Consider the following 21,797-nt stretch of genomic DNA (forward strand, 5'->3'; position numbering starts at 1 on the left):
AAGGCCTCCTTGGTGGCGGAGCGGTTCCTTAGACAGCTCCACTCCACACCAGGAGGCCTTCACCCATCTACACCTCAGACCGAGTCGTCACACGATCTCGACCAACGTGCCTGGACATCACAGCTAGCGGAGCCCGTATCGAGACCAGGTCTCGATACGCCCTCGCCCAGGGGCTCGGGCTACTCGACCACCGGGGGCCGGGGTCGGGCTACTCGACCAGCGAGGTCGCTCAGAGGTCGTGCGTGGAGCTGACGCGGGCCACCGCGGGCCACTCGGCGGGGTAGTCGTCCGCGATCGCCTCGGCCTGCTTGAAGAGCTTCTTGCGGGCGCGCGACGGCACGCGGTCGCCGAAGACGGTGCCCATCAGGTGGTCGGTCTCGTGCTGCAGGCAGCGCGCCAGCGTGCCGCCCTCGCCGACGTAGGTGACCGGTGCTCCGGTGTGGTCGGTGCCGTCGACCTGCGACCAGTCGGGACGCGCGCACCAGGTGTAGGCGCCGGGGAGCGAGAGGCACCCCTCCTCGCTGTCGTCGAGGTTGCGGTCGCCGGTCTCGGGGAGCGTGAGGACGGGGTTGCAGACCACGCCGGCCACGCGCTTGTTGTCACCGTCCGTGCAGTCGAACACGAACACCTGGAGGTCCACGCCGATCTGGTTGGCGGCCAGGCCCGCGCCCTCGGCGGCGTACATCGTCGCGAACATGTCCGCGACGAGCTTCTCCAGCTCCTCGTCGTACACGGTCACGGGCTCGAGCTTGCGGTGCATCACCGGCTCGCCCCAGCGCGTGATCGGGCGTACGGTTCCACCGGAGGGCAGGGAGACGGACAACAGGGGCTCCTTCGCGGAATCTCGGCCTGCGGACGCTGACCTGGGAAGGGTATCCGACCAGGATCCGCGGGTCGGGTGCACAAAGGTGCAACTCGCAGTTACAGTTGGGGTCACACGTACTGCCGTCCCGACCACGAGGAGACGCTGTGACAGCGCACTCGACGCGCCGAGATCCCATGAGCAAGGGTCTCGCCGTCCTCAACCGGATCGCCTCGATGCCGGTGCTCGACCGACTCAACCTCCGCGGCCCCTCCGAGCAGGTGGCCTACCACGGAGCGCGGGTCGGCTTCCGCACCGCCGCCGCGGTGAGCCGGGGGTTCAAGAAGGTCCCCGGTCGGGGAGCGCCCGTCCGTCCCGCGACCGCTCCCGCGACCGGCGTCTTCGACCTCACGCCCACCGAGGACCAGCAGATGATGGTCGGCGTGGTGAGCGAGTTCGCCACCGACGTCGTCGCGCCGGCGGTCGAGAAGGCGGAGACGGCGCTCGAGACGCCGGCCGACCTCTTCACCCAGGCGTACGAGCTGGGGCTGACGCTGACCGGTCTCCCGGAGGACCTCGGCGGGCTCGCGGCGGAGCGCTCGGCCACGACCGGCGCCCTCGTCGCCGAGGCCCTGGGCCGCGGCGACATGGGGATCGCGGCCTCGCTGCTGGCCCCGACGGCCGTCGCCACCGCGATCGGGCTGTGGGGCGACAGCGCCCAGCAGGCGACGTACCTGCCGTCGTTCACCGGCTCCGACGTGCCGGCCGCGGCCCTCGCGGTCGCCGAGCCGCACGCGCTGTTCGACCCGTTCGCGCTGCGGACGACCGCCCACAAGATCCCGGGCGGCTTCGTGCTCGACGGCGTGAAGTCCGGTGTCATCCGCGGCGCCTCGGCCGAGCTCTTCGTCGTCGCCGCGCGGATGGACGACGGGCGCCCCGGGTTGTTCGTCCTGGAGTCGAGCACGCCGGGCATCTCGATCGTCGCCGACCCGTCGATGGGGCTGCGCGCGGCGTCGCTGTCGCGGCTCGTCCTCGACGGCGTCAAGGTCACGCCGGAGGCACTGCTGCCCGAGAGCGTGACCTCGTACGCCGACAGCGTCCGCCTCGCCCGCATCGCGTGGAGCAGCCTGTCCCTCGGTGCCATGCGTGCCGTGCTCGACTACGTCACGCCCTACGTCAAGGACCGCAAGGCGTTCGGAGAGCCGGTCGCGCACCGGCAGGGAGTCGCGTTCATGGTCGCCGACATGGCGATCGAGCTCGAGGGGGCACGCCTGGCGACGCTGCGCGCGGCGTCGCGTGCCGACCTCGGCAAGTCCTTCGCCCGTGAGGCCGCGCTGTCGCGGCGGCTGTGCGCCGAGTACGGCATGAAGATCGGCACCGACGGGGTCCAGCTCCTCGGCGGGCACGGGTTCACCAAGGAGCACCCGGTCGAGCGGTGGTACCGCGACCTGCGTGCGGTCGGCGTCATGGAGGGCGGCCTCCTCGTCTGAGGGGCTGCGAGGAGGAGAGAACGCAGATGATCAATCTCGAGACGCCGAAGAAGTTCCGCGGCTTCGTCGCCCAGGCCCACCGGGTCGCGACGGAGTTCATGCGGGCCAACTCGCGCAAGTACGACCTCGCGGAGCACGCGTACCCCAAGGAGCTCGACCTGCTCGCCGCCGTCGTCGACGGCATGGGCGACTCCGGCGAGGGCCAGGGCGCGGGAGCGGCCGGGGTGCGCCGGTCCTCCGACGCCGAGACCGGTGTCCGCAACGGGTCCAACATGGCCTCGGTGCTGTCGGTCGCCGAGACCTGCTGGGGAGACGTGGGCCTCACGCTCTCGCTGCCGCGGCAGGGGCTCGGCAACTCGGCCATCGCCTCGGTCGCCACCGACGAGCAGCTCGAGCGCTTCAAGGGCATGTGGGCGTCGATGGCGATCACCGAGCCCGACTGCGGCTCGGACTCCGCCGCGATCACGACGACCGCGACCAAGGACGGCGACGCGTACGTCCTCAACGGCGAGAAGATCTTCGTCACCTCCGGCGACCGCAGCGACGCCGTGGTCGTGTGGGCGACGCTCGACCGCACGCTCGGCCGCGCCGCCATCAAGTCGTTCGTTGTCCCGAAGTCGCTGCCCGGCATCAGGGTCGAGAGGCTGGAGCACAAGCTCGGCATCAAGGCCTCCGACACGGCGACGATCGTGCTCGACAACTGCCGCGTCCCCGCCGAGAACCTCCTCGGGGACCCCGAGGTGGACGTCGACAAGGGCTTCGCGGGCGTCATGCAGACGTTCGACAACACGCGCCCGCTGGTCGCGGCGATGGCGGTCGGCTGCGCCCGCGCCGCGCTCGAGCGCACCCGCGAGATCCTCGAGGAGGCGGGTGTCGAGATCGACTACGACCGCCCCGTGCTCGCACAGTCGGCGGCTGCGGCGACGTACCTGCAGATGGAGGCCGACTGGGAGGCTGCGAACCTCCTGATGCTGGAGGCCGCGTGGATGGCCGACAACCGCAAGCCCAACTCGCTCGAGGCCTCGATGGCGAAGGCGAAGGCCGGCCGGGTCTGCAACCAGGTGACCTTGAAGTGCGTCGAGCTCGCCGGCACCCTCGGCTACGGCGAGGACGAGCTGCTGGAGAAGTGGGCCCGCGACTCCAAGATCCTCGACATCTTCGAGGGCACCCAGCAGATCCAGCAGCTGATCGTCGCGCGCCGCGTCCTCGGCCTGACGTCCGCCGAGCTGCGCTGACCGCAGCACGCCCGGCCACCGGCCGAGCGCACGACCCGCCTCCCGCACGGGGGCGGTGACCAGCCCCGGAGCGCCCCCGCCCGGGGCTGGTCGCTGTGTCCGGCACCACGCCACGACACGCCGTCGGTGAGCCCGTGCCCCCGGGCGGGCGGTGCCGTGATCGCCTATACCGGAGGTACGGCGAACGTCCACCGGAGGTGGTCTGGGTGCAGCTGGAAGCACGCGGCGTGGCGGTCAGGGCCACGCACGGGATGATGCTCGAGCCGACGTCGGTGACGCTCCGCTCGGGCGCGGTGACCGTCGTGGCGGGGCCACCGGGGTCCGGTCACGTCGCCCTGGCGCTCGTGATGGCCGGCCGGCTCGTCCCGACGACCGGGAGCGTCCGCCTCGACGGCGAGCGCGCGCCGAAGCGGATCCCCGAGGTCGTCGCGGTCGTGGACTGCCCCGGCGTCTCCGAGCCGGAGGACGCGGTGCCGCTGGGGACGGCTGTGGGGGAGGAGCTCGCGTACGCGAAGGCCCCGAACACGCCCGGCGCGATCACCCGGTGGCTCCGCGCCCGCGGCGTCTCGCACCTGGCGCGGACGCGGGTCGCCGACGTGCCGGGCGACGTGCGGATCAGCCTCTTCGCCGAGCTCGCCGCGAGCCGACCGGGCGTCGAGGCGCTCGTCCTCGTGTGCCCCGACCGGTACGGCGCCACCGCGCGCCACAGCTCCGACGTCGCCGACAGCCTGGCCGAGGCGGGATACGCGGTCGCGCTGCAGCTGATGGGCAACACCGCCCTCGGGCTCGACGTCGAGACGGCCCGGATGGGGGCGGCATGACGGCCGCCCTGCGGATGGCGTGGACCGAGGTCCGCCGCCTGAGCGCCGGGCGCCTGCCTCGGCTGGCGATCCTCGCGCTGGTGCTCATCCCGTCGCTGTACGCCGGCTTCTACCTGTGGGCCAACCACGACCCGTACGCCCGGCTGGCCTCGCTCGACGCCGCGCTCGTGGTCGACGACCAGCCGGCCAAGACGGCCCAGGGCGAGACCGTGGACGTCGGGAAGGAGGTCGCGGAGGACCTCGTGAAGGACGGGTCGTTCACCTGGCACCAGGTCAGCGGCGCCGAGGCCGAGGCAGGGGTGCGCGACGGCACCTACAGCTTCTCGCTGACCATCACCAGGGACTTCTCCGCCGCGCTGGCGTCCACCTCCGACTTCCAGCCCGAGCGCGGGACGCTGGTGCTCACGACCAACGACGCCAACAACTACCTCGCCCACACGATCGCCGACCAGCTCCTCGTGCGGGTGAGCGGCTCGATCGCCGAGCGGGTGAGCGAGCAGGCCGCCTCGACGTTCCTCCTCGGCTACTCGACGTTGCACGACCAGATGGTCAAGGCGGCCGACGGGGCCACCGAGCTGAGCGAAGGGCTCACCGACGCCGCATCCGGGGCCGACGCGCTGCACGACGGGGCGACACGCCTCGCGAACGGCGAGCGCCGCCTGGTCTCCGGTCAGGAGGAGCTCGCCGCCGGGATCGCGAGCGCCGACGACGGTGCCGGGCGTCTCGCGACCGGTGCGCGGACCCTGGCGTCGGGGCTCGGGACGTTGGAGGACCGGACACGGGCCCTTCCGTCGCAGACGCAGGCGCTCGCGAAGGGGGCGCGGCAGGTCGCGGCCGGCAACGCGCGCCTCGCCGAGGCCGGCGACGATGTCGGCGCGGCGGCGGACGATCTCGAGGACCGCCTCGACACCGTCCGTGCCCGGATCGTCACCCAGCTCGCTGACCCAGCTCTGAGTCTGACGCCCGCGCAGCAGAGCGAGATCCTGGCGACCCTCGACCGGCTGCGCGAGCCGCTCGACGACGCGCACGGGCAGATCGACGACGTCGTACGCGACCTCGACCGGCTGCGCGACGGGTCTGCCGAGGTGGCGGCGGGCGCCCGTCGCCTCCACCAGGCGTCCGGGCCGCTCGTCCGCGGGATCCGCCAGGCGCACGACGGCAGCGTCGAGCTGCGCGACGGCAGCCGGACGCTCGCCGACGGCCTCGACACGGCCCGCAGCGGCAGCAGCCGTCTGGTGGAGGCGCAGCGGACGGCCGCGGACGGGGCCCAGCAGCTCGAGGAAGGTTCGGGGACGCTCGCGACCGGGATCACGGAGGCGCAGGCGGGCGCCTCCCGCCTGGCCGACGGGTTGCGGTCCGGGCTCGGCCAGGTCCCGAACCTCGACGCGGACGACCGTGAGGACGTCGCGCAGACCCTCGCCTCGCCCGTGACCACCAAGAACGTGTCGCAGGCGGACGCGGGGTCGTACGGCGGTGGGCTCGCGCCCTTCTTCATGGGACTCGCGGCGTGGATCGGCGCGTACGTGATGTTCCTCATCGTCCGTCCGCTCTCGCGCCGCGGACTGGCTGCGCGCAGGTCGCCGGCGCTGGTCGCGCTCGCCGGATGGTTCACGCCCGCGCTGCTGAGCGCCTGCCAGGTGCTCGTGATGCTCGGCATCATCCGGCTCGCGGTCGGGATCGGCTTCGTCAACGCGCTGAAGGTCTCGCTCTTCCTCCTGCTCGTCGGCGCGTGCTTCGTCGCCATCCTGCACACCCTCAACGTGTGGCTGGGGCCCGTCGGCCAGCTGCTCGGCCTCGTGCTGCTGGTCGTCCAGCTGGTCAGCGCGGGCGGGACGTTCCCCTGGCAGACGCTCCCGGAACCACTCCAGGTCGTGCACCACCTGATGCCGATGAGCTATGCGATCGAGGGGATGCGGCACCTGATGTACGGGGCGTCCCTCGGACCGGTCGGTGGTGACATCGCCGTCCTCACGGCCTATCTGCTGGCTAGTCTTGCACTGACCGCGTTGGCCGCTCGCGTCCAACGGACGTGGACCGCTTCCCGCATCGAACCGGAGCTTGCCCTATGACGACGATCCCCGAGCAGGTCTCCTCGAGCCTCGAGCACGACGTCGAGTACGAGGTCACCCGCCTGCTGCGCCGCGCGCGACTTCGGGGGCTCGGCACGATCACGCGGATCCACCCCGACCTCGACTTCGCGTCCTACATGCTGCTCGTCGCGATCGTCGACGCCCGTCCGGCACCCGGTGCGGGCATCCGTGGCTCCGACCTCGCCGAGGCCGTCAGCGTGCACAAGTCGACGGTCAGTCGCGGCATCGCCCAGCTGGAGCGGCTGGGGCTCGTCGAGCGGGTGCCCGACCCGACCGACGGGCGGGCGCGCCTCATCTCGCTGACGGAGGTCGCCACCGAGCGCCTGGCCGAGGTGCAGGCGACCCGGCGGGCCCGGCTCGCGCACGCGATCGCCGACTGGACCGAGTCGGACCTCGACACCCTGGCGTCGCTGCTCGGACGCCTCAACACCGCACTGGAGCGCCCCGTCGAATGACCGCTGCGCCCAGCATCGTCCTCAACAACGGGGTGGACGTCCCGCAGCTGGGCATCGGCGCGTGGCAGGTCGGCGACGACACCATCGAGGACGTCGTCGTGGCCGCGCTCCAGATCGGCTACCGCCACGTCGACACCGCGGCGGCGTACGGGAACGAGCGCGGCGTCGCGCGCGGCCTGGAGGACGCGGGGGTGCCGCGGGAGGATGTCTTCGTCACCACCAAGCTGGGCAACGACTCTCACGGGTACGACAACGCGCTGGCGGCCCTCGACACGAGCCTGGGGCGCCTCGGCACGGACTACGTCGACCTCTTCCTGATCAACTGGCCGCTCCCGCACCTCGGACTCGGCGCAGACACGTGGCGCGCCCTCGAGCAGGCGTACGCCGACGGTCGTGCCCGCGCGATCGGGGTCTCGAACTTCACGGAGCGGCACCTCGACGACCTCGCCCGCACCTGGGAGGTCGTGCCGGCGGTGAACCAGATCGAGATCCACCCGACGTTCACGCAGGAGGCGCTCCGGGCGACGTGCGAGGAGCGCGGCATCGTCGTCGAGGCGTACAGCCCGCTGGGGCGTGGGCAGGACCTCGTCGAGCCGCTCGTCCAGGAGATCGCGCGACGGACGAGGGCGACGCCGGCGCAGGTCGTGCTCGCGTGGCACCTCGCGCTCGGGCACGTCGTCTTCCCGAAGACGGTCCGCGCCGAACGCCTCGTCGAGAACCTCGCGGCGCTCGACCTCGTGCTCGACCGGGAGGACCTGGAGCGCCTGAGCGCGCTCGACCGCGGCAACAGGACCGGCCCCGACCCGGACACCTTCGTGTGAGCGCCGAGGAGCGGCGACGCCCGGATCTGGGAGGGTAGGGGTATGAGCAATCTCGAGAAGCCAGTCATCGAGTTCCCCGAGGGCGACGAGCCGGAGGATCTCGACATCCTCGACATCGTGGAGGGCACCGGCGCCGAGGCGAAGCCCGGCGACTACGTGACGGTGCACTACGTGGGCGTGAAGTTCCGCGACGGCGCCGAGTTCGACGCGTCGTGGAACCGCGGCGAGTCGATCCGGTTCCCGCTGCAGGGCCTGATCCAGGGATGGCAGGAGGGCATCCCCGGCATGAAGGTCGGCGGACGCCGCCAGCTCACCATCCCGCCGCACAAGGCGTACGGTCCGGCCGGCGGCGGTCACCCGCTGTCGGGCGAGCCGCTGATCTTCGTGATCGACCTCCTCGGCGTCGGCTGACAGCACGCCGTCCCTGGCCGGGCACGCGCTGTGCTGCCCGGCCAGGACCTGGCGTCACGACCAGGGCGTCACCGGACGTTCCTGCGGCACGCCGTCGACGACGCGGTCGACCCGCTCGTCGAAGAACGCCACCATCCCTTTCACGGGGACCGCGTCGTGGCGCGGGTCGGGGTACGACCACGCGATGTTGCGGTGCTTCGCGCCGTCCGCCTCGTACGACCAGTACGACGCCGTGCCCTTGTACGCGCACACCGAGGTCTTGTCGGTCGGCACCAGCAGGTCACGGCGCACGTCGTCCCACGGCAGGTAGTAGCGGACCGGCAGCCAGGTCTCGAGCAGCATGACGGGCCGCCGGCTGTCGGCGACCACCCTCCCGTCGATCGCGATCTCGACGTGGCGGCCGCTCTGCAGGCAGTCGATCCGCGAGAACGGGTCGTGCGGGTGCCCGACCATCTCCTGGTCCTCCTCGAGCCACGCGTCGAAGGCGTCCCAGTCGAGCACGACGTAGCCGTGGAGAGCCGGGTCGTCGGGCGCGAACGCAGCGCCCCTGAGGACCCCGCTCTCGATCCGCAGGTCCAGCGGTGTGCCGTCGGCGGTGTGGACGCCGAAGCCCGAGCTCGGATCGAGGACGGGCCCGCCGCCCGCGTCGATCCGGACGGCGTGCTCCTCGCCCTGCCCGGCCGTCGAGTCGCCTGGCTCTGCCGCGACGTGCTCGATCGGCACGGCGTACGACGGGACGACCCGCCGCGGCTCCCACACGAGCAGCGCCGCCGTGCTGTCGACGACCGCCGACCCACCGACCAGGGCACGGACGCGTTGCGGCACGGGGTGGGCCCTGAGGTCCGTCATGGTTCCGGTGATCGCCTCGCGCATCCAGGTGGCCATCCTCCAGTGTGCGCCCGCGACGGCTCCGGCGGCAGCCGTGACGTGCGCGACGCAGGTACGGTAGAGGTGATGAGCACCTTCTCGGGACGTTCTCCTCGTCGTGCTGCCCTCGTCGCGGGCAGCACGTTGTCCGTCGTTCTCGCGCTCACCGCCTGCTCCGGCGGGGGAGACGAGCCGGAGCCCGGACCGACGACGCCGACCGCCCCGTCGCTGAGCAGCCTCGGTGAGCTCCGCGGGCTCACGATGATCGACACGTCCTGGGAGGCCTTCCGTACGGCGAAGGTCACCGCGGTCACCGGCCGGCCGGACGCGCGGGCCGTCGACGTCACGTACGAGGCCACCGATGCGACGTGCGAGGCGCTGGCAGGGTTCGCCGAGCGCCGGACCGAGGACCAGGTCCAGGTGACGATCGTGATCGGGCACGAGGACGACTGCGAGCCCGGCGCACCGGTCACCGCCCGGACCTCCGTGCCGCTGACCGAGCCGCTCGGGACGGCCGAGCCGGTGGCGTCACGGTTCTCCGCGGAGTCGATCGAGATCGGCTGACGCGCCGCGACGGGCCGGACCGACCTGGGCCGCCTCAGCCGCCGAGCGCGTCGATCAGCTTCGTGACCCGCTTCGGCGAGACCGTCGCGGCCGTCCGCAGCCGCTGCGCGAAGAGGCTCACCCGCAGCTCCTCCAGCGCCCACCGGGCAGCCGCGACCGCGTCGGACTGGCGCTCGATGTCGGGCAGCCCCTCCACGACCTGGTAGAAGCGTGCCTCGAGGTCCTGCACCGTGAGGCGCTTGTCCTCCTCGGAGCGGTCGTCGGCGTGCTGGAGCCGGTACGAGGCAGCACGCACGTAGCGCGGGACGTGGCGCAGCTGCTCGAGCCCGGTCTCCGGGACGAACCCGTCGTAGACCAGCCACGACAGCTGCACCTCGACGTCGCGCACGATCTCCGGCTTCGCCGCGCGGTAGCGGTCGAGGTCGGACCGGAGGGTGCCCAGGTCGGCGACCACCCGCTCGACCTCCTTCGCCACGGCGGACGTCTGGGCGTACAGCTCGGCGCGCACCTGCTCGCGCAGGAGCCCGAACGCCTCGCCGTCCCGGACGACCGCGCGGCCGGTCACCGCGTCGATGCCGGCGAGGACGCAGTCGGCCATCAGCAGCGACGTGCTGCGGTACGGCGCGCCGGCGAGGACGAGCAGCGTCCGGGTGCCGAGGTCCTTCGCGACCTGCGCGGCGGGGGAGGGGACGTTGAGCGCCAGCAGGCGGCGTACGCCCTGCCGCATCGCGATCTCGGCGTGCAGCGGGGACGCGAAGACGCGGAGGTCGACGTGCGTGCCACGGTCGACGAGCGCCGGATAGGCGGTCACCTCGTGCCCGCGGCTCGTCGACGTCACCTCGGCGGGGATCGTGCCGAGGTCCCACTGCAGGACACCGTCTCGCTCGATGCTGCTGGACGCGGCGGCGATGGTCCGGCCGAGACGCGGACGCAGCTCGGCGCGCAGCGCGTCGAGGTCCTTCCCACGGGCGATCTCCGTGTCCCCGTCGAGGACGCGGAAGGTCACGCGGAGGTGCCGCGGCAGCGCTCCGAGGTCGAACGTCTCCGGCTTGACCAGGTCTCCGGTCAGCGTCCGGATGCCGGTCGACATCGCCTCAGCGACGGGGCGCGAGGTGTCGAGGGGGAGCGCGAGGAGGCGACGCGCCACGTCGGGCGCTGGCACCAGCTGCCGCCGAACCTGCTTCGGCAGCCCCCGCAGCAGCGCCGTCACGAGCTCCTGCCGGTAGCCGGGGACGCCCCAGAGGAAGGCGGTCTCGTCGAGGTCGGGCAGCAGCTCCAGCGGGACGTCGACGGTGACCCCGTCCACGTCGCTCTCCGGCTCGAACGCGTACGACAGCGGGAGGTCGATCCCGGCCGACTCCCAGGTCGTCGGGTACGCCTCCAGCGCCACGTCGCCGGCGTCGTCGCGCACCAGGTCCTCGGGTGTCAGGTCGAGGAGGTCGGGCTTGCGCCGTCGCGCCTTCTGCCACCAGGTGTCGAAGTGGCGCACCGAGACGACGTCGGGGCCGACCCGGTCGTCGTAGAACGCGAACAGCGTCTCGTCGTCGACGCGGATGTCACGACGGCGTACGCGGTCCTCCAGGCCCTCGATCTCCGCGATGACCTCGGCGTTGTGCGTCCAGAACGCGTGGTGCGTGCTCCACTCGCCCTGCACCAGCGCGTGCCGGATGAACAGCTCGCGCGCGATCTCGCGGTCGACCCGGCCGTACGACACGAGCCGGTCCGCGACGACCGGCACGCCGTACAGCGTCACGCGCTCGTGCGCCATCACGGCGCCGCGGCGGCGTGACCAGTGCGGCTCGGAGTAGGTGCGCTTGAGCAGGTGCGCGGCCTCCTGCTCGATCCACGCCGGCTCGACCTTGGCGGCGGTGCGCGCCCACAGCCGCGAGGTCTCGACCAGCTCGGCGGCCACGACCCACTGCGGCGGCTTCTTCGCGAGTCCGGACCCCGGGAAGATCGCGAACCGCCCGTTGCGGGCGCCGAGGTAGTCGCGGGTGTCGCCCTCGCGGAGCCCGATGTGCGACAGCAGGCCCGCCAGGGCTGCCTGGTGGATGCGGTCGGGGTCGGCCGGCGTGCTGTTGAGGTCCAGCCCGAGGCCCTTGCACTGGTCGCGCAGCATCGCGTGAACGTCCTGCCACTCGCGGATGCGCAGGAAGTGCAGGTACTCGTCGCGGACCATCCGCCGGAAGGCGTTGCCGGACAGCTCGCGGCGCTGCTCGCGCAGGTAGTTCCAGAGGTTCAGGTAGGCGAGGAAGTCCGACGTCGGGTCGGTGAACCGCGCGTGCTTCGCGTCCGCCTGCTGCTGGGCCTCGAGCGGGCGCTCGCGCGGGTCCTGGATCGAGAGCGCCGAGACGATCACGAGCATCTCGCGGAGCACGCCGTACGACGACGCGGCGACCAGCATGCGCGCGAGCCGCGGGTCGAGCGGGAAGGCCGCGACCTGGCGCCCGACGGCGGTCAACGAGCTGCGCATGCCCTTGGCGCCCTCGCTCAGCGCGCCGAGCTCCTCGAGGAGGCCGACGCCGTCGCGCACCGCCCGCTGGTCCGGCGGGTCGAGGAACGGGAAGTCCTCCACGGGTCCGAGGTCCAGGGACGCCATCTGCAGGAGCACCGACGCGAGGTTGGTGCGCAGGATCTCGGGGTCGGTGAACTCCGGGCGGGAGTCGTAGTCCTCCTCGGAGTACAGCCGGATGCAGATGCCGTCGGACGTGCGGCCCGAACGGCCCGAGCGCTGGTTGGCGCTCGCCTGCGAGACGGGCTCGATCGGCAGCCGCTGGACCTTGAGGCGCTGGCTGTAGCGCGAGATGCGGGCCGTCCCCGGGTCGACGACGTACTTGATGCCGGGCACGGTCAGCGACGTCTCGGCGACGTTGGTCGCGAGCACGATGCGCCGACCCGTGTGGGGCTCGAACACCTTGTGCTGCTCGGCCGCGGACAGCCGGCCGTACAGGGGGAGGATCTCGGTACGGCGGAGCTTGCGATCGCGCAGCATGTCTGCCGTGTCGCGGATCTCCCGCTCGCCGGAGAGGAAGACGAGCACGTCCCCTTCGGACTCCCGCCCGAGCTCGTCCACGGCGTCGCCGATCGCCCCGAGGACGTCGCCGTCCTCACGGTCGGTGAGCGGGCGGTAGCGGACCTCGACGGGGTACGTCCGGCCGCTGACCTCGATGATCGGTGCCGCGGTGCCATCGGCTGACGAGAAGTGCGCGGCGAAGCGCTCGGGGTCGATGGTCGCGGACGTGATGACGATCTTGAGGTCGGGGCGGCGGGGGAGGAGTCGCCGCAGGTAGCCGAGGAGGAAGTCGATGGTCAGGGACCGCTCGTGCGCCTCGTCGACGACGATCGTGTCGTAGCGCAGGAGGAGCGGGTCGTCGTGGATCTCCGCGAGCAGCACGCCGTCGGTCATCACCCGCACCAGCGTGTCCGGGCCGGACCGGTCGTCGAAGCGGACGGCATAGCCGACGGTCTCGCCGAGCGTCGTCCTGGTCTCCTCCGCGATGCGGGCTGCGACGCTGCGGGCGGCGATCCTGCGCGGCTGCGTGTGCGCGATCGTGCCCCGGACACCGCGGCCGAGACCGAGGAGGATCTTGGGGAGCTGCGTGGTCTTGCCGGACCCTGTCTCGCCGGCCACCACGACCACCTGGTGCTCGGCGATGGCGGCGGCGATGTCGTCGCGCCGCTCGGTGACGGGCAGCTCCGGCGGGTACTCGAGGGCGGGCACCGACGCCGTACGACGCGCCACCCGGCGCTCGGCGGCGGCGACCTCCTTCTCGAGCTCGGCGAGCTCGTGGGCGCGCCGACCGGCGTCGCGCTGGGAGGAGGCGCGGTCGAGCCGGCGTCGCAGCCGGCGCTCGTCGCGCAGCGTCACCTCGCGCAGCCGCGTCCGCAGCTCGCCGACGGTCATCCGAGAACCCCTAGGACTGTGCCATCACGGCAGGTTGAGTGCGTCCTTGAGCAGGGCGTAGCCGACGAACGCGACGATGTCGAGGATCGCGTGGGCGATCACCAGCGGCACGATGCGCCCTGTCCGCTGGTACCAGTACCCGAACACGATACCCATCACCGCGTTGCCGATCGCCGGCCCGATCCCCTGGTAGAGGTGGTACGACGCGCGCAGCGTCGCGCTGGCCGCGAGCACCCACCAGCGGCTCCACCCGAGCTGGGTCAGCCGCCACATCAGGTAGCCGACGACGATGACCTCCTCGAGCACCGAGTTCATCAGCGCCGACAGGACGAGGACGGGGACGCGCCACCAGTGGTCGTCCAGCGCGCTCGGCACGATCGTCGCCGTGATCCCGAGCGCGCGACCGGCGAAGTAGAGGCCGAGCCCGGGGAGCCCGATGAGCGCGGCGAGACCCACGCCCCAGCCGGCGTCGCTCGCCGCGGAGCCTCGCCCGATGCCGAGCACGCGGCGCGGGGCGTCGCCGGAGCGGACGAGCAGGTACAGCACGAGCGCGACGGGCATCAGCGCGAAGCCGATGCCGAGGAGCTGGTAGGTGAGATCGAGCCAGGCGCGGTCGCTCCGGGACGCGTTGAGCGTCGCCGTCTGGTCCGCGAGCGGGCCGCGGGTGAGCTTCGCGATCAGCGACACCGTGGCGTACACGCCCGACTGCAGCAGCGAGATCAGCAGGACGATCCAGACCTCGGTGCCCAGGAGCCTGCGCTGGGGAGCCGCCACCGCGGCCGGCGCGGGGACGAGAGGACCGGGGAAGGTCAGCGTCACGGCGTCACAGCTGACGGGCGGAGAGCGTGTCGCAGGCGTTGAGGTTGCCCTCCTCGTAGCCGGTCATGAACCAGCGCTGGCGCTGCTCGGCCGAGCCGTGCGTCCAGCTCTCGGGGTTGACGCGGCCGGTCGCGGACTCCTGGATCCGGTCGTCGCCCACCGCGGCGGCGGCCGAGAGCGCGGACTGGATGTCCGCCTCGGTGAGCGGCTGGATGAGCGTCGTGCCGTCGGCGTCCTCGGTGGTCGAGGCGTGGTTGGCCCAGACGCCGGCGAGGCAGTCTGCCATCAGCTCGACCCGGACGGCGCCGGACTCCGCGCCCTGCGGGTCCTGCTGGGCGTACTTGAGGACGCCCAGCAGGTTTTGGACGTGGTGGCCGTACTCGTGCGCGACGACGTACATCTGCGCAAGGGCGCCGTCGTCCGCTCCGAAGCGCGACGTGAGCTCGTCGAAGAACGACGCGTCGATGTAGACCTGCTCGTCGGTCGGGCAGTAGAACGGGCCGACGGCGTTGCTCGCCGTGCCGCACGCCGACTGCGTCTGGCCGGAGTAGAGGACCGTGTAGGCGTCGCGGTACTGCCGGTTCGCGTCGGCGGGGAGGGCGTCGCGCCAGTAGTCCTGGACGGAGTTGACGGTGCCGATCACCCGGCAGGTCACGTCGCGGTTGGCGTCGGCGCCGGTCTGGCACTGGGCGAAGTCCGCCTCGGAGCCGCCGGACTGCTGCACCTGCGAGGTGTCGAAGGCGCTGGACGAGCCGCCGGTGTCGAACGGGTTGACGCCGAGGAACATCGCGACGAGGAGCAGGATGATCGATCCGGCGCCACCGCCGAGCAGGACGCCGCCACGGCTCGAGCCGCCGCTGCGGACCTGGCTGGTGTCGAGGTCGGCGCCTTCGTTGAACGTCATGCTCGGAGTCTAGGGCGATCGCCCCCCGCTGTCGGGCGAGCGTGGGCACCTCATGCCAGGCGCACCAACGCGGCCGTGAGCGCCGCGATCAGGACCACGAGGACGAGCGGCGCCCGGGCGATCGCGGCGAGTGCTCCCGCGGCGACGCCGACGGGCCGCGCGGCGTCGGCGGCCTCCGTCCCGTCGTACAGCGTGGTCGTTAGCGCCACCGCGACGAGGAGCACGGCGACGGCGCGGTCCACCGCACGCTCGGCCTCCTCGCCGAAGGGCATCCGTGCGCCGGCCACCAGGCCGCCGAACCGCAGCGCGTACGTCCCGAGGGCGAGCACCGCGACGGCGACCGCGAACGACCCGGTGCTCACCGTCGCCACCCTCTCGCAAGCGGCGGGGCGAGAAGGCCGACCAGCGCGAGGGCAGGCGCGAGCCCCTGAGGGACGTACGGCGTGACGGCGACCGCGACGCCCCCACCGACGAGCGCGGCGACGAGGGTGGCGCGCTCGCGCAGCGACGACAGGACCAGGGCGACGATCACGGCCGGGAACACGGCGTCGAGTCCCCACGCCTGGGGGTCGGGGACGACCTGCCCGACCCCGGCGCCGACGACCGCACCGAGAGGCCAGGCGATCGCGAGGCCGATGCCGCAGATCCAGAACGCCCGCCGAGCGGCGTACGGCGTGGGCTGGGCGGTCGCGAGAGCCGCCGTCTCGTCGTTCACCATGTGGGCACCGACGACCCGCTGGGGTGCGGAGCGCAGGAGCGGGCTCAGGGCCATGCCGTACGCGGTGGTGCGGAGGTTCACGAGGAGCCCGGCCACGGCGGCGACCACCGGGGCGGCGCCGGCCGAGACCAGTCCGACGAACAGCAGCTCCGAGGATGCACCGAACACGAGCGCCGCCAGGGCCACGACCTGCCAGAGGGGGAAGCCGGAGCCGGTCGCGGTGGCACCGTACGCGATGCCGACCAGGGCCACGGTCACGCAGATCGGCAGCACATCGCGTACGACGAGCCGATCGGGTGTTCGCCAGAACGAACGCATGTCTCTACCATGGAACCTATGGACGTCGATCGTCAAGCCGAACACTCGGTCCCGCCTGCCGAACGCGAGACGGACCTACGCGCGCTCGTTGCCCGCGCCCTGCGCCGCGAGCGCGCCGCAGCCGGGGTCAGCCTCTCCAAGCTCGCCCAGCAGGCCGGCGTGGCCAAGTCGACGCTCTCGCAGCTCGAGGCCGGCGCCGCGAACCCGAGCGTCGAGACGATCTGGGCGCTCAGCACCGCCCTCGGCATCCCGTTCTCCCGGCTGGTGGACCCGGAGGCGTCGCGCGTGGAGGTGGTCCGCGCGGGCGAGGGGACGCGCGTGGCCGCCGGGGAGGCCGCGTACGTCGCCACGCTGCTGTCGGCCTCCCCGCCGCACGCGCGCCGGGACCTCTACCTGATCACCGCCGAGCCCGGGGCGCCGCGACGCTCCGACCCGCACCCGCGCGGCACGGTCGAGCACGTCGTGATCAGCACCGGCCGCGCGCTCGTCGGGCCGTCCGAGGAGCCGGTCGAGCTCGGCCCGGGTGACTACATGACCTATCCCGGCGACGCGCCGCACGTCTTCGAGGCACTCGAGGTGGGGACGACCGCCGTCAGCATCTCCGAGCAACGGTGAGCGTGGGGTCGTCCCGATAGCCTGCACGCGTGACTGACACGCGCGCTCTCGACTTCTTCGTGCCCGCATCTCTGGGCGGCTCGGACGAGGTGCGCCGGCGAGGGCTGCGTCGGATGCGCACGCTCGCGACGAGCCTGCTGGTCGTGGCGGCCGTGATCTACGCGCTGACCCACGGCGAGACCGGCGCCCTGGGCTACGTGAACGCCGGCGCGGAGGCGGCGATGGTGGGTGCGCTCGCGGACTGGTTCGCCGTGACCGCGCTGTTCAAGCACCCCCTCGGCCTGCCCATCCCGCACACGGCGCTGATTCCGAAGCGCAAGGACGCCCTCGGCGAGAGCCTCCAGGAGTTCGTGTCCGACAACTTCCTCAACGAGCCGGTCGTCCGGGAGCGGGTCGAGGCCGCGCAGATCAGCCTGCGGGTCGGTCGCTGGCTCGCGAACCCGATGCACGCGCGCCGTGTGGTCGAGATCGGCTCGCGGGTCCTGCGGGACGGCCTGGCCCGCATCAGCGACGACGACGTGGCGGCGATCGTCCGCGAGGTGATCGTGCCCCGGCTGAAGGCGGAGGAGCTGAGCCCTGCGGCGGGGCAGGCGCTCGGCGAGATCGTCCGCGACGGCGCGCACCACGGTGTCGTCGACATCGTCGTCGAGGAGATGCACCGCTGGCTGCTGGAGAACCAGGACACCGTCGAGGGCATGGTCGCCGACCGGGCCCCCTGGTGGACCCCGCACTGGGTCGACGACAAGATCTCGTCCCGCATGTACCGCGAGGCCGTCTCGTGGGTCGACGACGTCCGCTCCGATCCCGAGCACCGCGTGCGCCAGTCGCTCGACGCCTTCCTCGTGACGCTGTCGGAGGACCTTCAGCACGATCCGGCGACGCAGGCTCGCGCGGAGGCGCTCAAGGAGCGGGTGCTCTCCCAGCCGAAGGTCGTCGACGTCGCGGTCGCGCTGTGGGCCGGGCTGCGGCACGCGCTGCTCGACTCCCTCGAGGACGACGCGGGCATGCTCCGGACCCGCATGGTCGCGATCCTGTGCGAGACGGGGGAGCGGGTCGTCGCCGAGCCGGAGCTGCAGGCGCGTCTGGACCGGATGATGAGCGACACCGCGGCGTTCGTGGTCACCAACTACGGCAGCGAGATCGCGACGATCATCTCCGAGACGGTGAACCGCTGGGACGGCAAGGAGGCGTCGCGCAAGATCGAGCTCCACGTCGGTCGCGACCTGCAGTTCATCCGCATCAACGGCACCGTCGTCGGCGCCCTGGCGGGCGTGACGATCCACGCCCTCTCGCAGCTCCTCTGACGGGACGCCCGCGTAGGCTGACCCGCGTGAGCGAACGCTTCTCCTCCGTCGAGGACGTGACCACCCGCCTGGCCGACCTCGGATACCTCGCGTCGCCGTCCGTCGCGACCACCGTCTTCCTCGCCGACCGGCTCGACAAGCCGCTGCTCGTCGAAGGACCTGCGGGTGTCGGCAAGACCGAGCTGGCCCGCGCGGTGGCGCAGGCGACGGGTACGGGGCTGGTCCGGCTCCAGTGCTACGAGGGGGTCGACGAGGCCCGCGCGCTCTACGAGTGGAACCACGCCAAGCAGCTGCTGCGCATCACCGCGGGTCGCGGCGAGACGTGGGACGCCACCCGCGACGACATCTTCACCGACGAGTTCCTCCTGGCCCGCCCGCTGCTGCAGGCGATCCGGTCCGAGCGCCCGAGCACGCTGCTCGTCGACGAGGTGGACAAGGCCGACCTCGAGATCGAGGGCCTGCTGCTCGAGGTGCTGAGCGACTACGCGATCACGGTGCCCGAGCTCGGCACGCTGACCGCGCGCCACGCACCGTTCACCGTGCTCACCTCGAACGCGACGCGCGAGCTCAGCGAGGCCCTGCGCCGCCGCTGCCTGTTCCTGCACATCGACTTCCCCGAGCCCGAGCTCGAGGAGCGGATCGTCCGTACGCGGGTGCCCGACGTCGACGACACGCTCGCCGCGTCGCTGGTCCGGGTGGTCAACGCGCTGCGCCGCATCGACCTGCGCAAGGCGCCGTCGGTGTCGGAGAGCATCGACTGGGCCCGGACGCTCCTCGCGCTCGGCGCCGACTCCCTGGACGAGGCGGTGGTCGACGAGACGCTCGGCGTCCTGCTCAAGCACACCGACGACGTCGCCCGTGCGCGCAAGCACCTCCAGCTCGACGAGGCGGACGGCCGCAGATGACCGACGGGGGGACGCTCCCGGGACGTCTCGTCGCGATGGTCGAGGCGTTGCGCGGCCACGGGATGGTGGTCGGCACGAGCGAGACCGTCGACGCGGCTCGCGTCATGGGGGTGCTGTCCCTCGCCGACCGTGACCTCCTCCGCGAGGGGCTCGCCGCGGCGCTGCTGCGCCGGTCGGGCCAGCGGCGGGTGTTCGACGGGGTGTTCGACGTCTACTTCCCGGCCGGCGTCGGGGCCCGCGAGTCCGTCCGCGAGGCGGCCGAGGGGCGTACGACGGGTGCCGACGAGGCAGGTCGCGCTCAGGCTCCGACCGTGGACGACCTGCGCGACAGCCTCGTCGAGGCGCTGGCCCGCGGGAGCCAGGGTGCGCTCGAGGACGTCGCCGCCGCCGCGGTGGACGCGCTCGGCGCCGTCCAGGGCGGCGACGGACCCGGCATGGCGGGCTCCGGGTGGTCCGCACGCCAGACCCTCGAGCAGCTGCGACCGCAGACGACGATCGTGCGGGCGCTCGCGCAGCGGGGGAGCACCGAGGGGTTCGCCGAGCGCCTCGACCGCGACGAGGTCCGGCGCGACGTCGAGCGGTTCCGCTCGCTGGTCCAGAGCGAGGCCAGCCGACGCTCGGCGGAGGTCCGCGGCCGTGAGCGCGTCGCGAAGTACGCCGTGCGTCCCGACCCCAGCCAGGTTGAGTTCCTCGCCGCGAACCGCCAGCAGGTCCTGGAGCTGCGCCGCACCGTGCAGCCGCTCGCGCGCCGCCTCGCCACCCGCCTCTCCGCACGCCGCCGGCGTCGCAACCGGGGGCAGGTCGACATCCGGCGCACGCTGCGACGCTCGATGTCGTACGGCGGCGTCCCGCTGAACCCGGTCTACGAGCACCGCCGCAAGGCTCGTCCTGAGCTCGTGCTGCTGTGCGACGTCTCGGGATCGGTCGCAGGCTTCGCGGGCTTCACGATGCTGCTCGTCCAGGCGCTGCGCGACCAGTTCAGCAAGGTGCGCGTCTTCGCGTTCGTCAACCACACCGACGAGGTGACCGAGCTCGTGACCTCCGGCGAGGCCGACCCGGCCGCGCTCGCGGAGCGGATCTCGTCGAGCGCCAACGTCGCCCCGTGGCACCCGTCGAGCGACTACGGACGAGCGCTGCGGTCGTTCGTCAGCCGGTACGGCAACGTCGTCGGTCCGCGGACGAGCGTCCTGATCCTGGGCGACGCGCGCTCGAACAACCTCGATCCCGACCTCGACGCGCTGCGCGACGTCGTCGCCCGCGCGCGACGGACGTTCTGGCTCAACCCCGAGCACGAGAGCCGGTGGGGGCTCGGTGACTCCGTCGCCCCGGCGTACGCGCAGATCGTCGACATGCACGAGTGCCGCACCGTCGAGCAGCTCTCGGGGCTGGTCGGGCGGCTGCTTCCGGTCTAGGACCAGACGACCGGCCGCGCGAGCACCGCGCCGTGGTGCGGCTCCTAGCGGTCGAGCGGCTGAGGATCGTGCGGGTGGGCCGGGTCCGCCGCGAACGCCCGCTCGTAGATCGCGTAGATCAGGGCCGACTTCGCCGCGTTGTACTCCATCACCGTCCCGAACTCCCGCGTCGCGAGCTCCGTCTTGAGCGCCGCGTACGCCGCCCGGTCCGCGGCGTCGGTGCGCAGCCGTTCCCGGAACAGCAGGTGGCGCTGCGGCTCGGCGGCGTCGCGACCGAAGACGTGCAGGTTCGCCCGCGGGTCATCGAGCCGCAGCATCCGATGCTCCTCCCACCACGGCTCGCGCACGCGCAGGACGTAGCCGAGCCGCTCGAGCGCCGGGACGTACGACGCCTCGTCCGCCGGGTCCGTGACGACCAGGTCGACGTCGATGAACGGCTTCGCGGCCAGTCCCGGCACCGACGTCGAGCCCACGTGCTCGATCGCCACCACGACGTCCCCGAGGGCCTCGCGGACGGCGCCCGCGACCCGCGCGTACGTCGCCGGCCACGCGGGGTCGTACGCCACCACGTCGACGCGTCCGTCGGCGGTGCGGGGCTCGCGCCCCGCAACGAAGGCCTTGTCGGTCTCCTCCTGGGACGGGGTCTCGTACGGGCGCCAGAGCGGGTGGACGGTCATGCCGCGATCGTACGGACCGCCTCGACGAGGAGGACGAGCGCCAGCCCCGCGTACACGCACGCGGCGAGGACCGTGAGGATCGTCCCGGCACGCCCGCGCGAGTCCAGGGCCCGCCCGAGGCGACCGGCGGTGATCCCGATGACCGCGTCGCAGACGAGGCCCACCACGAGGAAGATCGTGCCGAGGGTGAGCATCTGCACCGCGGTCGATCCGTGACCGGCCTTCACGAAGCCGGGCAAGAAGGCCGCGAAGAACAGGATCACCTTCGGGTTCGTCAGGTTGGTGAGGACCGCCCGGACGAGGACGTCACGGGTCGCGGGCACGACGGCGTCCGACGCGTGCCCGAGGCCCCGGACCGCGTCGACCGCGAGCCAGGCGAGGTAGGCGGCGCCGACGAGCTGGATGAGGACGATGATCTCCGGGTTGAGGCGCAGGAGTGCAGCGAGCCCGAGCGCCGCGGCGGTGACGTGCACGACCATCCCGCAGGCCATCCCGAGGGCGGAGACCACTCCGGCACGCGGACCGTGCCGCAGCGCGACGGCCGCGATGTAGGTGTTGTCCGGCCCTGGTGCGATCGTCACGACCAGCACCGCGACGACGAAGCCAGGGAGGACGGCGGGATCGACCATCCTTCATGCTAACGCTAAATACGATGTTTTGCGTTA

21 protein-coding genes are annotated in these 21,797 nt (G+C 72.4%); 12 read left to right on the plus strand and 9 right to left on the minus strand.

Translation table 11 applies throughout. The features are described 5' to 3' along the window. Positions 1-229: 229 nt before the first annotated feature. A complete protein-coding gene (gene def, locus ACQSSQ_RS09335; protein WP_431326797.1) occupies positions 230-823 on the minus strand; it encodes a peptide deformylase in 594 nt (197 codons plus the stop codon). Between the two features lie 176 nt (positions 824-999). On the opposite strand from def, the gene ACQSSQ_RS09340 reads away from it, so the two are divergent. From ACQSSQ_RS09340 to ACQSSQ_RS09370, 7 genes are all read left to right on the plus strand, one after another. Continuing rightward, positions 1,000-2,292 (plus strand): acyl-CoA dehydrogenase family protein, encoded by a 1,293-nt coding sequence (locus ACQSSQ_RS09340; RefSeq protein WP_431326798.1) that lies wholly within the window; start codon positions 1,000-1,002, stop codon positions 2,290-2,292. A 26-nt stretch (positions 2,293-2,318) separates the two neighbouring features. Then, positions 2,319-3,527, plus strand: a complete 1,209-nt coding sequence (locus ACQSSQ_RS09345) for an acyl-CoA dehydrogenase family protein (protein WP_431326799.1) — start codon at positions 2,319-2,321, stop codon at positions 3,525-3,527. Positions 3,528-3,733: 206 nt separating this feature from the next. Then, a complete protein-coding gene (locus ACQSSQ_RS09350) occupies positions 3,734-4,348 on the plus strand; it encodes a hypothetical protein (protein WP_431326800.1) in 615 nt (204 codons plus the stop codon). Further along, positions 4,345-6,417, plus strand: a complete 2,073-nt coding sequence (locus ACQSSQ_RS09355) for a YhgE/Pip family protein (RefSeq protein ID WP_431326801.1) — start codon at positions 4,345-4,347, stop codon at positions 6,415-6,417. Before ACQSSQ_RS09350 ends, ACQSSQ_RS09355 begins: the two co-directional genes overlap by 4 nt. Beyond that, positions 6,414-6,893 (plus strand): MarR family winged helix-turn-helix transcriptional regulator, encoded by a 480-nt coding sequence (locus ACQSSQ_RS09360; RefSeq protein WP_431326802.1) that lies wholly within the window; start codon positions 6,414-6,416, stop codon positions 6,891-6,893. Before ACQSSQ_RS09355 ends, ACQSSQ_RS09360 begins: the two co-directional genes overlap by 4 nt. Then, positions 6,890-7,714, plus strand: coding sequence for an aldo/keto reductase (locus ACQSSQ_RS09365; protein WP_431326803.1), 825 nt, complete (start codon positions 6,890-6,892; stop codon positions 7,712-7,714). The genes ACQSSQ_RS09360 and ACQSSQ_RS09365 overlap by 4 nt, the downstream gene beginning before the upstream one ends. A gap of 42 nt (positions 7,715-7,756) precedes the next feature. Continuing rightward, positions 7,757-8,125: an FKBP-type peptidyl-prolyl cis-trans isomerase gene (locus tag ACQSSQ_RS09370; protein ID WP_262852667.1), complete on the plus strand. Its 369-nt coding sequence runs from the start codon at positions 7,757-7,759 to the stop codon at positions 8,123-8,125. 54 nt (positions 8,126-8,179) lie between these two features. Here ACQSSQ_RS09370 and ACQSSQ_RS09375 read toward each other — a convergent pair whose 3' ends face one another. Beyond that, complete coding sequence (locus tag ACQSSQ_RS09375; RefSeq protein ID WP_431326804.1) at positions 8,180-9,010, minus strand: DUF427 domain-containing protein; 831 nt, start codon at positions 9,008-9,010, stop codon at positions 8,180-8,182. 69 nt (positions 9,011-9,079) lie between these two features. Between ACQSSQ_RS09375 and ACQSSQ_RS09380 the strand changes: the two genes are divergently transcribed. Then, positions 9,080-9,556 (plus strand): hypothetical protein, encoded by a 477-nt coding sequence (locus ACQSSQ_RS09380; RefSeq protein WP_431326805.1) that lies wholly within the window; start codon positions 9,080-9,082, stop codon positions 9,554-9,556. 34 nt (positions 9,557-9,590) lie between these two features. On the opposite strand, the gene hrpA is transcribed toward ACQSSQ_RS09380, so the two are convergent. From hrpA to ACQSSQ_RS09405, 5 genes are read right to left on the minus strand one after another with little or no spacing between them, the layout of a single operon-like run. Further along, a complete protein-coding gene (hrpA, locus tag ACQSSQ_RS09385; RefSeq protein ID WP_431326806.1) occupies positions 9,591-13,460 on the minus strand; it encodes an ATP-dependent RNA helicase HrpA in 3,870 nt (1,289 codons plus the stop codon). Positions 13,461-13,484: 24 nt separating this feature from the next. Continuing rightward, entirely contained in the window at positions 13,485-14,279 is a 795-nt protein-coding gene (locus ACQSSQ_RS09390) for a CPBP family intramembrane glutamic endopeptidase (protein ID WP_431326807.1), read from the minus strand. 4 nt (positions 14,280-14,283) lie between these two features. Then, entirely contained in the window at positions 14,284-15,183 is a 900-nt protein-coding gene (ypfJ, locus tag ACQSSQ_RS09395; RefSeq protein ID WP_431326808.1) for a KPN_02809 family neutral zinc metallopeptidase, read from the minus strand. A 50-nt stretch (positions 15,184-15,233) separates the two neighbouring features. Next, positions 15,234-15,545 carry an AzlD domain-containing protein gene (locus ACQSSQ_RS09400; RefSeq protein ID WP_431326809.1) on the minus strand — a complete coding sequence of 104 codons (312 nt, stop codon included), beginning with the start codon at positions 15,543-15,545 and terminating at the stop codon, positions 15,234-15,236. Next, positions 15,542-16,219, minus strand: a complete 678-nt coding sequence (locus ACQSSQ_RS09405) for an AzlC family ABC transporter permease (RefSeq protein WP_431326810.1) — start codon at positions 16,217-16,219, stop codon at positions 15,542-15,544. Before ACQSSQ_RS09405 ends, ACQSSQ_RS09400 begins: the two co-directional genes overlap by 4 nt. Positions 16,220-16,237: 18 nt before the next feature. Between ACQSSQ_RS09405 and ACQSSQ_RS09410 the strand changes: the two genes are divergently transcribed. Genes ACQSSQ_RS09410 through ACQSSQ_RS09425 form a run of 4 tightly spaced genes read left to right on the plus strand, consistent with a single transcriptional unit; the run spans position 16,238 to position 20,455 of the window. Then, positions 16,238-16,834 (plus strand): helix-turn-helix domain-containing protein, encoded by a 597-nt coding sequence (locus tag ACQSSQ_RS09410; RefSeq protein ID WP_431326811.1) that lies wholly within the window; start codon positions 16,238-16,240, stop codon positions 16,832-16,834. A 29-nt stretch (positions 16,835-16,863) separates the two neighbouring features. Next, positions 16,864-18,138 (plus strand): DUF445 domain-containing protein, encoded by a 1,275-nt coding sequence (locus ACQSSQ_RS09415; RefSeq protein WP_431326812.1) that lies wholly within the window; start codon positions 16,864-16,866, stop codon positions 18,136-18,138. A 26-nt stretch (positions 18,139-18,164) separates the two neighbouring features. Then, positions 18,165-19,043 carry an AAA family ATPase gene (locus tag ACQSSQ_RS09420; protein WP_431326813.1) on the plus strand — a complete coding sequence of 293 codons (879 nt, stop codon included), beginning with the start codon at positions 18,165-18,167 and terminating at the stop codon, positions 19,041-19,043. Further along, entirely contained in the window at positions 19,040-20,455 is a 1,416-nt protein-coding gene (locus ACQSSQ_RS09425) for a vWA domain-containing protein (RefSeq protein ID WP_431326814.1), read from the plus strand. The genes ACQSSQ_RS09420 and ACQSSQ_RS09425 overlap by 4 nt, the downstream gene beginning before the upstream one ends. 44 nt (positions 20,456-20,499) lie before the next feature. Here ACQSSQ_RS09425 and ACQSSQ_RS09430 read toward each other — a convergent pair whose 3' ends face one another. Both ACQSSQ_RS09430 and ACQSSQ_RS09435 read right to left on the minus strand, forming a co-directional pair. Further along, positions 20,500-21,132 carry a GrpB family protein gene (locus tag ACQSSQ_RS09430; protein ID WP_431326815.1) on the minus strand — a complete coding sequence of 211 codons (633 nt, stop codon included), beginning with the start codon at positions 21,130-21,132 and terminating at the stop codon, positions 20,500-20,502. Beyond that, a complete protein-coding gene (locus tag ACQSSQ_RS09435) occupies positions 21,129-21,761 on the minus strand; it encodes a LysE family translocator (protein WP_431326816.1) in 633 nt (210 codons plus the stop codon). Before ACQSSQ_RS09435 ends, ACQSSQ_RS09430 begins: the two co-directional genes overlap by 4 nt. Positions 21,762-21,797 lie beyond the last annotated feature (36 nt).

Origin of the sequence: Mumia spirodelae (assembly GCF_050632745.1) — a bacterium.
Classification (GTDB): domain Bacteria; phylum Actinomycetota; class Actinomycetes; order Propionibacteriales; family Nocardioidaceae; genus Mumia.

Coding starts and splice junctions, on each gene's coding strand:
- ACQSSQ_RS09340 (WP_431326798.1), top strand. CDS start 1,000: ATGAGCAAGGGTCTCGCCGTCCTCAACCGGATCGCCTCGATGCCGGTG.
- ACQSSQ_RS09345 (WP_431326799.1), top strand. CDS start 2,319: ATGATCAATCTCGAGACGCCGAAGAAGTTCCGCGGCTTCGTCGCCCAG.
- ACQSSQ_RS09355 (WP_431326801.1), top strand. CDS start 4,345: ATGACGGCCGCCCTGCGGATGGCGTGGACCGAGGTCCGCCGCCTGAGC.
- ACQSSQ_RS09360 (WP_431326802.1), top strand. CDS start 6,414: ATGACGACGATCCCCGAGCAGGTCTCCTCGAGCCTCGAGCACGACGTC.
- ACQSSQ_RS09365 (WP_431326803.1), top strand. CDS start 6,890: ATGACCGCTGCGCCCAGCATCGTCCTCAACAACGGGGTGGACGTCCCG.
- ACQSSQ_RS09370 (WP_262852667.1), top strand. CDS start 7,757: ATGAGCAATCTCGAGAAGCCAGTCATCGAGTTCCCCGAGGGCGACGAG.
- ACQSSQ_RS09375 (WP_431326804.1), bottom strand. CDS start 9,010: ATGGCCACCTGGATGCGCGAGGCGATCACCGGAACCATGACGGACCTC.
- ACQSSQ_RS09380 (WP_431326805.1), top strand. CDS start 9,080: ATGAGCACCTTCTCGGGACGTTCTCCTCGTCGTGCTGCCCTCGTCGCG.
- hrpA (WP_431326806.1), bottom strand. CDS start 13,460: ATGACCGTCGGCGAGCTGCGGACGCGGCTGCGCGAGGTGACGCTGCGC.
- ypfJ (WP_431326808.1), bottom strand. CDS start 15,183: ATGACGTTCAACGAAGGCGCCGACCTCGACACCAGCCAGGTCCGCAGC.
- ACQSSQ_RS09405 (WP_431326810.1), bottom strand. CDS start 16,219: ATGCGTTCGTTCTGGCGAACACCCGATCGGCTCGTCGTACGCGATGTG.
- ACQSSQ_RS09410 (WP_431326811.1), top strand. CDS start 16,238: ATGGACGTCGATCGTCAAGCCGAACACTCGGTCCCGCCTGCCGAACGC.
- ACQSSQ_RS09425 (WP_431326814.1), top strand. CDS start 19,040: ATGACCGACGGGGGGACGCTCCCGGGACGTCTCGTCGCGATGGTCGAG.
- ACQSSQ_RS09430 (WP_431326815.1), bottom strand. CDS start 21,132: ATGACCGTCCACCCGCTCTGGCGCCCGTACGAGACCCCGTCCCAGGAG.
- ACQSSQ_RS09435 (WP_431326816.1), bottom strand. CDS start 21,761: ATGGTCGATCCCGCCGTCCTCCCTGGCTTCGTCGTCGCGGTGCTGGTC.